Source organism: Hominisplanchenecus sp. (assembly GCF_046967715.1).
Lineage (GTDB): Bacteria > Bacillota > Clostridia > Lachnospirales > Lachnospiraceae > Hominisplanchenecus > Hominisplanchenecus faecis.
Map to the genome: position 1 here is coordinate 1 of NZ_JBKVNQ010000067.1, position 13474 is coordinate 13474.

General features: G+C 43.1%; 9 protein-coding genes and 1 pseudogene. All 10 read left to right on the plus strand.

All coding sequences use genetic code 11. From position 1 onward, the window contains the following. On the plus strand, positions 1-4868 hold a 4868-nt coding region (locus ACLTL4_RS09550; RefSeq protein ID WP_412320467.1), incomplete at its 5' end, for a leucine-rich repeat protein. Between the two features lie 273 nt (positions 4869-5141). Then, positions 5142-5483, plus strand: a pseudogene (locus ACLTL4_RS09555) (PPC domain-containing DNA-binding protein); the annotation flags it as partial. A gap of 57 nt (positions 5484-5540) precedes the next feature. Then, entirely contained in the window at positions 5541-6095 is a 555-nt protein-coding gene (locus ACLTL4_RS09560) for a DUF3877 family protein (protein ID WP_147632382.1), read from the plus strand. A gap of 20 nt (positions 6096-6115) precedes the next feature. Next, positions 6116-6643 carry a GNAT family N-acetyltransferase gene (locus ACLTL4_RS09565; protein WP_250843083.1) on the plus strand — a complete coding sequence of 176 codons (528 nt, stop codon included), beginning with the start codon at positions 6116-6118 and terminating at the stop codon, positions 6641-6643. A gap of 16 nt (positions 6644-6659) precedes the next feature. After that, positions 6660-7412: a nickel pincer cofactor biosynthesis protein LarB gene (gene larB, locus ACLTL4_RS09570; RefSeq protein WP_412320468.1), complete on the plus strand. Its 753-nt coding sequence runs from the start codon at positions 6660-6662 to the stop codon at positions 7410-7412. After that, complete coding sequence (gene larC, locus ACLTL4_RS09575) at positions 7405-8730, plus strand: nickel pincer cofactor biosynthesis protein LarC (RefSeq protein WP_173898664.1); 1326 nt, start codon at positions 7405-7407, stop codon at positions 8728-8730. The genes larB and larC overlap by 8 nt, the downstream gene beginning before the upstream one ends. Positions 8731-8742: 12 nt before the next feature. After that, complete coding sequence (locus ACLTL4_RS09580) at positions 8743-9318, plus strand: TetR/AcrR family transcriptional regulator (RefSeq protein WP_022119171.1); 576 nt, start codon at positions 8743-8745, stop codon at positions 9316-9318. Positions 9319-9335: 17 nt separating this feature from the next. Further along, positions 9336-10685: an alpha-amylase family glycosyl hydrolase gene (locus ACLTL4_RS09585; RefSeq protein WP_215659253.1), complete on the plus strand. Its 1350-nt coding sequence runs from the start codon at positions 9336-9338 to the stop codon at positions 10683-10685. Positions 10686-10770: 85 nt separating this feature from the next. Continuing rightward, positions 10771-12792 (plus strand): 1,4-alpha-glucan branching protein GlgB, encoded by a 2022-nt coding sequence (gene glgB, locus ACLTL4_RS09590; protein ID WP_412320469.1) that lies wholly within the window; start codon positions 10771-10773, stop codon positions 12790-12792. A gap of 191 nt (positions 12793-12983) precedes the next feature. Next, entirely contained in the window at positions 12984-13178 is a 195-nt protein-coding gene (locus tag ACLTL4_RS09595) for a pro-sigmaK processing inhibitor BofA family protein (RefSeq protein ID WP_022119168.1), read from the plus strand. The last annotated feature ends 296 nt before the right edge of the window (positions 13179-13474 follow it).

Below are 13474 nucleotides of genomic sequence, written 5' to 3' on the forward strand. Positions count from 1 at the left end.
GACTGGTTGTTGTGCGTGCAAAGAAGACACAGTACGATGACAATGTTTATCTGATCGGAAAGAGTGGAGTTGTTCAGACTTTTGTGGTTTCGGGCACGGATGCAGACTGGGATGAAAAGGAACATGTTTATGACGATTGGGAGAAAACGACGTCGCATAGTTCTGTGGATGCGATATGGAGCTTTTCGGATGAGGGAGATCTTTTATATTATATTAAGAAGCCACAGACGCAGACTCCGAAGTATGATGTTTACAATGCGACAACGGGGGAATATTTTGAGTATGATCTGGATGAGAAACCAACGTATTATGGTGATGGAAAAGGATATTCGGCAGGTGTTTATCGAATTGTAAAAGACGGAAAAACAGGAATGCTGAAGAATGATGGAAGCATTCTGTATGAGGCAGTGTACGATGAAGTTGACAGGGCTGCATATAATCAACATTTTTCTGATGGAATGGAAGAATTAGATGATCTGCTTTATATGGTTACGCAGGAAACTTCGGATGAGGAATTATATGGTTTTATAGATTCCAAAGGACTTTGGGATGGTGTGTGCAGATATGAATCAACATGGGATCTGAGTGGCTACAGAAAAAAGGTAAAAGATAAAGACGGTGGCTATATGATACTGGATCTGAAAACAGGCGAGAAATTTGCAGACCAGATCAGTTCCGGCGGTGATATGAAAGCTCTGGGTGATGGATGTTTTCGTATCGTACCGGATAATCTGGAAACGAACATGGATATCCTGTATCTGACAAAAAGTGGAAATCTGATCACAAGAGCACAGCTTTACAACAGCGATTTCTGTGATGATCAGGATTGTGAGATTTTTATGGAAGAATTTTACGGTTCTGCTATTGCGGAACATGGAAGCTATCTGGTAGCCTATGATGCAGATGGGAAGAAGCACTTTAAAGACTACATAGATCAATCCGGAAAAACAGACAATATGTATGTTTCATACAGCAGATATGAAGATGGATATGCGATTAAGCTTGAGTGTGCGGACGGTAACCCGGACTACAGTTCAACGATGAGGGAGTCAACGGTATTATGCAGTCTGATTGATGCAAAAGGGAAAAAGATTTATTCATTTGACAACAATACCGAGGTTGAGATAAAAGAAGTGCGGGATGGTTTGATTTATCTCCAATATAATCCATATGGAACAAATGAGATCAATGTGCTTATTTATGATACAGCGGAGAACAAAGTAGTTTTGAATGAAAAGAATCTGGACTGTTCTGCAAGTATTCCGAGGGATGACAGCAGCCATGTGGTTCTTCTGGAAAAGGATGGTAAGACGGCACTGTTTAATATGCTGGACAAAACATTTTCCGGATGGGATAAACCGGAAATGGATCCGGATGAAAGCCTGGGCTGGGATGACATTAAAGAAAGTATTGTTGGTTCGGATATTGTATTTTTGATAAACGGTGTATTCTATAATGGTTCTTTTCAAAAGATCGCACAGATGAATGAGTTTTACAGAAGAAGTAATGTATCGGTTACAAAAAATGGAAATTTTGCTTTCTGGATCAGTGATTCTGTGAACTATGACCAGTATCTGGTTTACAGTCGTAAGGGAGTTTTGCTGAAAAAATATGTGGATGGTTCAGGTTATGGTTCGGATGGGTTGATTCGGGTTCGAACAGGAGAATCCGGCGATTGGGGTTACTGTGATAAAGACGGAAACCTGCAGATTGCGGAGCAGTTTAATCTTGCCGGAAATATGCATAACGGAATTGCAAAAGTGGGAAGCTGGTACAGCAACTGTAAAATTATTGATCAAACCGGAAAAGAGCTGTTGTCAGGGAATTACGATTTCGAATGGACCTATGTGGAGTCTGGTTTTGTGATGATGAAAGAGGACGATGGCTGTTATCTGTATGATTTTTCAGAATCATCTGAGGATAATGCACAAAATCCATACAGTCTGGATGATCTGTTTGGAAAATATCACCACTATCTGAGAGATAACCAGGCATACAAAACGATGCACAGAACGCTGTATGATGCGGCTGCGGATGTTCTGGCGGCACGTACGGATAATGATGAGCTATTTTCTGTTATTAAGACATTGTCCGGTGATGTGATCGTGCGTCCGACGAAACAGATTCTGGAAGCAATTACCGGAAAACGATGGGAAGAGGATAAGTTAGAAGAGGAAGTGGCGATTGAACTGATCCGTCAGATTGATGAACAGGATGATACATTAAAAACGGTGGTGGATGACTTTCGCAGTAAAGTAAAAAATGTTTCTAAATTCTACAAGTTTGTTGCAACGACAAGTAAGACAATGAATACCAACGTACAGTGGGAACTTGCAGAACTGGTAAAAGGGGATGCATTTACAACGGAACAGGCAAAATCAATTTTTGAACAGGTAGACGGAAAATGGTCAAAGATTGACGGCATCTTTAAAAAAGTTGGTGTTGCAACTTCGGCAGTTCAGGTTGGCACAACGATCTGCATTATGGCGAATCTGGAAATGGAAACGGTCAATCAGCTTTTGAACAGTGCAGCACCGGATTCTACAGCCTATAAGGGACTGAAGAAATTAAAGGGAAAACTGCAGAAATACTGGGCATCATCGGAAGTAGCGATTCAGGAATTTATTGTAGATAACTACTTTGAAGAAATTGCGGAAGCCCTTGTGAAAAAGGGAGTTACAGACATGGCAAAGCTGTTTGATCCGCTTTCCGGCATTGATGTCGGCGGTGCACTTACAGTCGGAAAACTGTTCTATTCACGTATCAGCAAACAAATAAAGCTTGCAGACTATGATGAGCTGGTGAAGATTGCTTACAGTATGTCGCTTTGCAATTCACTGAGTGTCGGACTGAACAATAAATACGCTGAGATTGCACAAAATTATCAGAAGACCGGAAAAACAGCAGGTGAAAAACTTCGAAAAGAATATCAGTTTGCATATGAAGCCTATGAAGCTTCGCTGCTTCAGATGGCAAATAAATGCAGTGAGCTTGCGGAAAAATCAGGGGAAAATGCAGCTGTAAAATATAAGAAAAAATGGCTGGATCAATGTATCAGTCTGTATTCACAGAAAATGCGGTATGACAATTTTATCGCAACCTGCAGAAGAAATATGAACCGAACAGAGGCGGCGAATTTCGAGTATCGCACCGATGAAAACAATCACGTATGGATCGTGAGCTTAAATGGCAAAAAGACAAAAGATGCTTCCAGACGTATGACAAGGGCACTGAGTGATACACAGGATCTGCTCTGCATTCCAGAGACGATCAATGGACGTACCGTTGTGGGTATCGATCCGCAGGCATTCCGGAATGAGGATAAAATCCACGCTGTATTCCTGCCGGATACGGTGACGGAAATCGGCAGTCAGGCATTTGAAAACTGCAGTTCACTTGATATGGTTGTATCAGGAAATGGGCTGGAAACGATCGGTTCAGATGCATTTGCAGGCTGTGATTCTCTGACAGGTGTAGAGGTGCCGGACAGTGTTACAGAGATTGGAGATTCCGCATTTGGAGATAATGCAAATCTGACATTATGGTGCAGTGAAAACGGTACGGCATGGCAGTATGCAGAAACAAATGGCATCATGGCAGAGGAACGTATCCGCAGGGCAGTTTCTGTGGAAGTGGCAGCACCGGCGGATAAACAGCAGTATGGCTCTTCAGAGAAAGAAATTGATACGACCGGACTTACGCTGAATGTTACCTGGGATGATGGCACAAGTGAAGAAGTTACATCTGGCTATTATGCTTATTTTAAAGAAAAAACAGCCGAAAATGCGACGGTTGCAGTACAGTATGACTCTGCAGAAACAACCTATGAAGCAGGAATCACACCGGAAGAAAAAGACTATACAGTATATTACAAAGATGAAGCGGGAGATGATCTGGCAGAAGCATCAACAGTCCGTGCTTTGTTTGGAAGTTCCCAGACGCTGGATGCAGCGGATGTGAGCGGTTATACACCGGAAAAAGCACAGATGACGGTAACGGCAGGTGACGAAGATTCCTGGACATTTATCTACAAAAAGAAGAACACAAAGAAAAATATCGAAGATGGAAGAATGTATGTATTCGGCGATCTTCGTTATACTGGAAATGCGGTGATTCCGAGAGTTTCGGTAGAAGATGCAGATGGAAAAATCCTGAAAGAAGGTGTGGATTACGAAGTTTTTCTGGATGATAATGTAGAAATTGGCGAAGCCTGGGCCGGTGTTCATGGAATTGGTGATTATGAAGGATTATTGAGTAGTACATTTTATATTGTAAATCCGGGCAGCCAAGATCCGGAACCAGATCCGAGTCCAAATCCAAGACCGGGTACAGATTCTTCAAAGAGTATACTGATTGGCAGCATTAAGATCAGCGGAATTTCAAATAAGATTGCAGCAGGAAAGAAAATCGCATTGAAGGCAAATATTTCGCCGGCAAATGCGACAAACAAAACACTGGTATGGACTTCCAGCAATCCGAAAGCTGCCACCGTAAATGCAAATGGTATTGTCACAATGAAAAAAGGCAGCGGCGGAAAGAAAGTAACGATCACTGCGAAGGCAGCAGATGGAAGCGGCAAAAAGGCAGTTTATACAATCACCGGTATGAAAGGTGTTGTGAAAAAAGTTACGATTTCCGGAAAGAAAACCGTCAAAGCAGGAAAGAGCATTAAGCTGAAAGCGAAAGTAAAAGCCACAAAGAAGGCTAATACCAGACTTTTTTGGAAAAGCAGCAATCAAAAATTTGCTACGGTGAAAAACGGAAAAGTAAAGGCAAAGAAAAATGCAAAAGGAAAGAAAGTGAAGATCACCGCAATGGCAACGGATGGAAGCGGAAAGAAGAAATCTGTAACGATTAAGATCCGGTAGGCTGCACATTATAATCAAATTCGAATAGAAGTATAAAGAGAAGATGCAGGAGATTATGAAAACGAAATTTCATAATCTTCTGTATTTTTATGATGCCAGGATTGTGGGAGTGCAACGCACGGAACAATCCGTAGGCATCATAGTTGGGGACTTTTGACATCCACATCATTTTTATGTAAGTGGATGAAATGGATTATAAAAATTTGCAATCCCTGCTTCTTTCGTGGTATTATGGGGACAAAAAAAGGAAAGGCTGATATAGATATGGAATACATGAAATTTGATGATGCATATGTTGTTCGTCTGGACCGCGGCGAGGAGATCGTGGAGTCTCTGACAAAGATTTGCGACAGGGAAAAGATCACACTGGCAACGATAGAGGGTATCGGTGCGGCAGACCATGCGGTGATCGGTCTGTATAATGTCGGGGAACAGGTTTACCATAAAACGGAACTGAACGGACCGATGGAGATCACGGCTCTGACGGGAAATGTTTCCACGATGGATGGTAAAACTTATCTTCATATTCACATTAATCTCTGCGATGAGAAGATGAATGTCAAAGGCGGTCATCTCAATGAGTGTCGGATTTCGGCGACGGCTGAAATCACAATCCGCACAGTCAATGGAAAAGTGGAACGTTTTTATGATAAGGACGGTGTTGGATTGAATCTGTATCAGTTTCCGGGAAATGAAGGATACAAAAAACTGTTAAAGAATCTGATTGATGTGATCAAGGAAGACCATGCGAAACTGGGATTTCGAAAAGAAAAAATTCGCCTGTATTATCCGCTCAGCTCTTTGAATCATTTTTTTGGTACGAGTGATGATGCAGATCAGATGCAGGAGCGTCTGAACCACCTTCCGGTGGTGATCACAGAGAAGCTGGGAGAGGTTGTTGCGACACACAAAGCGGAGCGATTTTGCTTCCACATTCCGGAGGAAGGCAGCGAGTACGTCCATAATAATATGAAGGAAAATGAATTTATTAAAAGCCTGATCGAGTTGCTTCAGAAACATGGATGCAAGATGGATGATATTCTGAATTTGTTTCATAAGTATTCTGATAATATTATTACAGAAAATATGGACAATGGAGAATTTGATATTCTGATCCGTTTTGAAGATAAACCGGACGATCCATATTATTATTGTTTTAAAGATGAAGGATGCCATATTATTTATCATCGATTCCTGAAAGAGGATTATGAAGATTTTGGTTTCTGAGTAGACAGAGAGGACAGAAAATGTTGGAAATTCGCAGAGGAACAAAAGAAGATATTGTACAGGTTGCGGCAATTTATGATCATATTTTAACGGAGGAAGAGGAAGGCAGAGCGGTGATCGGCTGGATACGCGGCGTTTATCCGACGGAAAATACCGCAAAAGAAGCGGTGAAAAATGACGATCTGTTTGTTATGACGGATGCCGGAAGGATTGTGGCAGCAGCGAGGATCAACCAAGTTCAGGTGTCGGAGTATGCTGATGCAAACTGGAAATATCAGGATATTTTGCCGGAACAGGTTATGGTTCTGCATACGTTGGTCGTAGATCCGGGGCAGTCCGGAAAAGGATATGGAAGTGCGTTTGTGAAGTTTTATGAGGATTATGCAAAGGAACATAACTGTCCGTATCTGCGTATGGATACGAATGCGAAAAACCAGGCTGCGAGAAAGTTGTATGCACGGCTTGGATACTGGGAGGCGGATATTGTGCCTTGCGTGTTTAACGGCATTCCGGGCGTGCAGCTTGTGTGTCTTGAGAAGACAGTATAAAGCGGGGTGTGTTTTTGTGGAAATACAGGAAATTCTGGAAAAAGTAAAAAACGGGGCGATGTCTGTGGAAGAAGCGGAAGGATTTCTCCGCAGGGAGCCGTTTGAAGAGATGGGCTATGCGAAACTGGATATGCATCGCAAGGTGCGATCCGGTTTTGCGGAAGTGATCTACTGTGCCGGAAAAGCAGATGAACATCTGCTTCATATTTTTGAACGTTTATACAAGGCAGATGGACAGGTTTTCGGAACGCGAGCAACACAGCATCAGTACGAAATATTGCGTGAAAAATATCCGCAGGTAGAATATGATCCGATTTCCCATATCATAAAAATTGAAAAAAAGGATAAAGAGCATATCGGAAATATCGTAGTCTGCACTGCGGGAACGGCAGATATTGCCGTAGCGGAAGAGGCTGCACAGACGGCAGAATATTTTGGAACGAAAGTGACGAGGGTTTATGACGTGGGCGTGAGCGGCATCCACAGACTGCTTGGAAATCTGGAGGCAATTCAGAGTGCAAACTGTGTTGTTGCCGTTGCGGGTATGGAAGGTGCACTGGCGAGTGTGCTTGGCGGTCTGGTGGACAAGCCGGTGATTGCTGTGCCGACTTCCGTCGGTTATGGTGCAAATCTTGGCGGACTTTCTGCACTTCTGACGATGATAAATTCCTGTGCAAACGGAATTGCGGTGGTAAATATTGACAATGGTTACGGAGCAGGTTATATGGCAACGCAGATCAACAGACTGGGGGTGAAGGCGAATGGGTAAAACGTTATATCTGGAGTGTGAAAGCGGTATCAGCGGAGATATGACGGTGGCAGCACTTCTGGATCTTGGAGCAGATCAGCAGGTTCTGAAAAAAGCTCTTGCAAGCCTTCCGGTACAGGGATTTGATATCCGCATTTCCAGGGTAAAAAAATCCGGTCTGGATGCGTGCGACTTTGATGTGGTTCTTGATAAGGAACATGAAAATCATGATCATGATATGGAATATCTGCATGGTCATACTTATGCACATAATCATGCTACGGAGCATATGCATGGGCATGATGTGCATAACCATGATGCAGAGTATATACATGAGCACAGAAGTTTTTTGGATATTCTGCAGATCATTGAGAGCAGCAGCCTGACGGAACGTGCAAAAAAAACAGCGACGGATATTTTTTCGGTTCTGGCGGATGCAGAAGCAAAAGCACATGGCGTGCCAAGAAATCAGGTGTATTTTCATGAAGTCGGTGCTGTAGATTCAATCGTAGATATTCTCTCGGTGGCGGTCTGCCTGGATAATCTGGATATCGATCAGGTAATTGTGACAGAACTTTGCGAAGGAAGAGGTACGGTCCGCTGTCAGCACGGCATTCTGCCGATCCCGGTTCCGGCGGTGACAAATATCGTACAGGCCAATCATCTGAAACTGAAACTTACGCAGATAGAAGGTGAGCTGGTTACGCCGACTGGTGCAGCGATCGTGGCGGCAATCCGTACTTCTGATAAACTTCCGGAGTCATTTTTCATCGAAAAAACAGGTCTTGGTGCAGGAAAACGAGAATACGCCTGTGCCGGTATTCTGCGTGCAATGATTCTGGAAAGCGAGAATGAAAAGAGCTGGATGGAAAAAGATGAGATCTGTAAACTGGAGACAAATATTGATGACTGCAGCGGCGAGGCACTCGGATTTCTGATGGAGCGTCTGATGCAGGCGGGGGCGAAGGATGTTCATTATACGCCGGTTTATATGAAAAAAAATCGCCCGGCATATCAGGTAAATGTGATCTGTAAAAAAGAAGATGCGGAAAAGCTGGAGAAACTTATTTTTCAGGGAACGACAACGATCGGCATCCGCAGAATGTACATGGAGCGAAGTATCTTAAAAAGAGAAGCGGCAGAGATCGACACGCCGTTTGGGAAAATGAAAGTAAAAGTATGTGATCTGCCGGATGGGAAAAGGATTTATCCGGAGTACGAAGAAGTCGCAAGAATCTGCCGGGAAACCGGACTGTCTTATTATGAAGTTAGCGGGATATTCCTTGACACTTTATATACCGAACGGTATAATGAAGAAAGCAACCGTAAACAGGAGTAAAGGACAGGATTTATGGACAATAGAGAACGTATTTTGCAGTGTGCACTGGAGCTGTTTTATGCCAAGGGTTACGATGCCGTTGGCGTACAGGAGATTGCTCAGAAAGCGGGGATTACAAAACCTACGTTGTACTACTATTTTGGCAGCAAATATGGTCTTTTGGAGACTTTGCTGACGAAACATTTTACTGTTCTGAATGAAGAACTGGAGCGGGCATCTTTTTACGAAGGGGATGTCGGAGCGACGCTTTACAATATTGCTTCTGCATTTTTAGATTATGCGATGAGAAATTATAAAGTCTATGCACTTCTGATGGCGATGTTTTATTCTGCGAAGGAGAATGAAGCGTACCGGGCGGTAAAGCCGCTTGTGAAAAAGTTCTATTCGCAGATCGTACATTTCTTTGATGCGGCGGAGCATGAGCTTGGAAATATGAACGGAAGGCAAGAGCAGTTTGCGATTGGATTTATCGGTCTGATCAATCACTATATTCTGCTGGCATGCGACCGGGAAGGCAGACCGCAGCAGATTTCAGAGGAGAAAAAGCGGGCACTTGTAAAGCAGTTTATGTACGGTATTTACAGTTAAGATGGAGGTATTTGCAAATGGGAAAGTGGTATAACGAAGCAGTTTTTTATCATATGTATCCGCTGGGTATGACAGGGGCACCAAAGGAAAACAAAGAACCGGAGACCGTGCATCGCTTGCGGGAGCTGTTTCCGTGGATCGACCATTTAAAGGAGATCGGAGTTACAGCGATCTATATCGGACCGCTGTTTGAATCTTCTACACATGGTTATGATACAAAAGATTACAAAAAAGTAGACAGAAGACTTGGGGATAATGAAGATTTCAAAGAATTTGTCAGACTGGCACATGAAAATGGGATCCGCGTGGTTGTGGACGGCGTTTTCAATCATACCGGAAGAGAGTTTTTTGCATTTCAGGATATCCAGAAAAACAGAGAACATTCTCCGTACTGCAGCTGGTATAAAGGAGTGAATTTTGGCTGGAATTCTCCGTATAACGATGGATTTGGTTATGAAGCATGGAGAAACTGTTTTGAGCTGGTCAATTTAAATCTTTACGAGCAGGCAGTCCGTGATTATCTGTTTGATGTGATTCATTTCTGGATCACGGAGTTTGATATTGACGGTATCCGTCTGGACTGTGCTGACTGTCTGACGTTTGATTTTATGAAAGAAATGCGTTACCGCACCGGTCAGTGGAAAGAGGATTTCTGGCTGATGGGTGAAGTGATCCACGGCGATTATGCGAGATGGGTAAATGACGAAATGCTTCATTCCACAACGAATTATGAGCTTCACAAGGGTCTGTATTCGGGACACAATGATCATAATTATTTTGAGATCGCCCATACGATCCGCCGTCAGTTTGATGACAACGGCGGTATTTACAGAGGACGTACTTTGTATTCTTTTGTAGATAACCACGATGTGGACCGTCTGATGAGCAAGTTAAACAACAAAGATCATATCCGCGAGGTTTATACACTGCTCTACACGCTGCCGGGCATTCCATCTATTTATTATGGCTCCGAGTGGGGCATTGAAGGAAGAAAGCAGGGTGCCTCAGATGATGCCATGCGTCCGCAGCTTGACCTTGAAAAAATGCAGAAAGAGAATCCGCATCCGGAGCTGACAGCACATATTGCGGCACTTGGAAAGATGAGAAAAGAAAATCCGGTTCTGGCAGATGGAAAATACAGAGAGCTGGTACTGACAAACAGACAGTATGCTTATGCAAGAATCAAAGATCAGGATGCCATCGTTGTGGCAGCGAATAACGATGAGAATCCGGCGGATATGAGCATCCCGATTCCAGTGGACGGAACTTATGAAAATGCGTTCACAAAAGAAGCAGTGCCGGTGGTGGATGGCAGACTCCAGGTTCATCTGGATGCATGTGAAAGTAAAGTATTCAGAAAAAAATGATGCCAGTTCAAAAGGATCAGTATGGCATTTTGTGATTCTGATATCAATTTATGGTTGAAATGTATAGAAAAAGTCGGAGGTAGTTATGGCAGAAAGAAAGGTAAGAAAGACAGCCGGGAAAACGGCAGCAAATACAACAAAGAGAACAGCAACAAAAACAACAGCAAAAACAGCAGCGAAAAGAACAACGAGAACAAAGGCTGCAGCAAAGGAAGATTTCCGTATCGGAGAACTGGATCAGTATCTGTTCAGTGTGGGAACGCATTATGATATTTATAAAAAAATGGGTGCACATGAAGCAGTGATGAATGGCAAAAAAGGTGTTTATTTTGCAGTCTGGGCACCGAATGCAGCTACTGTCAGCGTGATCGGTGAATTTAACGGCTGGAGAGAAGAGGCAAATCCGATGACACGCCTTGAGCCGTCCGGTATCTATGAAGGTTTTGTAGTCGGAGCAAAAGTGGGTATGCTCTATAAATTCTTCATCAAAACAAAAGATGGCAGAGGACTTTACAAAGCCGATCCGTTTGCAAATTATGCAGAGCAGCGTCCGGGAACCGCATCCAGGATCACAGATATCACGAAACTCAGATGGAGTGATGCGGCGTGGATGGAAGCAAGAAAGCAGAGAGATAATGACAGCCTTCCGGTTTCTATTTATGAAGTACATCCGGGTTCCTGGAAGAAACATCCGCATGGAGAGGACGAGGATGGATTCTATAATTACAGAGAGTTTGCAAAATCACTTGCAGAATATGTGAAGGAAATGGGTTATACGCATGTAGAGCTGATGGGGATTGCGGAGCATCCGTTTGATGGCTCCTGGGGTTATCAGGTAACCGGATATTATGCACCGACTTCCAGATATGGTACGCCGGAAGATTTTGCTTATATGGTAAATTATCTGCATAAACAGAAAATCGGTGTTATCCTTGACTGGGTACCGGCACATTTTCCGCGAGATGCACACGGACTGGAAGAATTTGACGGTGGATGTGTTTACGAGTATGCGGATCCAAAAAAGGGCGAGCATCCGGAATGGGGAACAAAAGTCTTTGATTTTGGCAAGAGCGAAGTCAAGAATTTCCTGATCGCCAATGCACTTTACTGGGTTGAGCATTTCCATATCGACGGACTGCGTGTCGATGCGGTGGCATCCATTCTTTATCTGGATTATGGAAGAGAAAACGGTCAGTGGACCCCGAATATTTACGGCGGAAATAAAAATCTGGAAGCGATCGAGTTTTTCAAACATCTGAACAGCGTTGTGCTGGGCAGAAATCATGGAGCAATGATGATCGCAGAGGAATCCACAGCATGGCCGAAAGTTACCGGAAAACCGGAAGAGGACGGACTTGGATTCTCCCATAAATGGAACATGGGATGGATGAACGATTTCCTGGAATATATGAAATTAGATCCGTATTTCCGCAAATGGAATCATAATAAAATGACGTTCTCCATGACGTATGCTTATGCAGAAAAATACATACTGGTACTCTCACATGACGAAGTAGTTCATTTGAAATGTTCGATGATCAATAAGATGCCGGGACTCTACGATGATAAGTTTGCAAACTTACGTGCCGGCTATGCATACATGCTTGGTCATCCGGGCAAAAAACTGTTGTTTATGGGACAGGAGTTTGCACAGCTTCAGGAGTGGAGCGAAGCAAGAGAACTTGACTGGTATCTGCTTGCAGAAGACAAACATCAGCAGATGCAGAATTACGTCAAAGCACTGCTTCATCTCTATAAAAAGACACCGGCACTTTATGATGCAGATCAGGATCCATGCGGATTTGAATGGATCAATGCAGATGATGCCGACCGAAGCATTTTCAGCTTTGTGCGTCATTCCAAAGACGGTAAGAGCAATCTGCTCTTTGTGATCAACTTTACACCGGTAGCAAGACCGGATTATCGCGTCGGTGTACCAAAAAGAAAACAGTATCGCCTCGTGCTGGATGGAGATGCAGCAGAATTTGGCGGAAATACAACGGAGCGTCCGGTTGTATACAAGGCAGTGAAGAGTGAATGTGACGGAAGAGAATACTCTTTTGCATACGATCTGCCGGCATACGGAATTGCAATCTTTAAATTCTGATCTGAAAAAATAAGAAGGTGCCAGAGAATTGTGGAAGTAAAAAGTACAAAGCAATTTGTCTGGCATCTTTTCATATCATAAGAATACCGGAGTAAAGTATAATACTTTTTATATTCAGGACTTTCTTGCTGCAATCTGTACTGAATTGTCAGTAGAGTTCATACAATTTAGAAAAAGGACAGGGTGCTTTTATGAAGTATATTTCTCGTTTTCTGGTACGGATAATTATTGGGATGGCATGTGTTTTTTTCTTAAATCAGGTTTTTGACAATGCAGGAGTGGATCTTAAGGTTGGCTGCAATGTGATCAGTGTGACAACAACCGGAGTTCTGGGCGTTCCGGGGGTGCTTTTATTGTATGGAATTGAGGGGTGTCAGTTTTTGTAAAAAGGTTTTGTAAAAATCTCACAAAGTTAAAAAATATAGTTACTTACTATAGACATCCAAATACAAAAGATATATAATACATTCATCGGTTGGGAGATCGAATCCCACCATTGATACAAACTCGTTGCTTGCCGTCTGCCGAGGCGGGAGCCAGCTCACATTTGATGTATCATAGATGTGAATTTCTAAAATCATTTAATCAGACCGGTTCGGTCAAATATTTCAACATCATTTAATGATTCCAGGGTCAAAAGGTCTAAATCCACATGAGCTTGCTCATAGGTGGATGAAAGACC

Coding starts and splice junctions, on each gene's coding strand:
- ACLTL4_RS09565 (WP_250843083.1), top strand. CDS start 6,116: ATGTTGGAAATTCGCAGAGGAACAAAAGAAGATATTGTACAGGTTGCG.
- larC (WP_173898664.1), top strand. CDS start 7,405: ATGGGTAAAACGTTATATCTGGAGTGTGAAAGCGGTATCAGCGGAGAT.
- ACLTL4_RS09580 (WP_022119171.1), top strand. CDS start 8,743: ATGGACAATAGAGAACGTATTTTGCAGTGTGCACTGGAGCTGTTTTAT.
- ACLTL4_RS09585 (WP_215659253.1), top strand. CDS start 9,336: ATGGGAAAGTGGTATAACGAAGCAGTTTTTTATCATATGTATCCGCTG.
- glgB (WP_412320469.1), top strand. CDS start 10,771: ATGGCAGAAAGAAAGGTAAGAAAGACAGCCGGGAAAACGGCAGCAAAT.
- ACLTL4_RS09595 (WP_022119168.1), top strand. CDS start 12,984: ATGAAGTATATTTCTCGTTTTCTGGTACGGATAATTATTGGGATGGCA.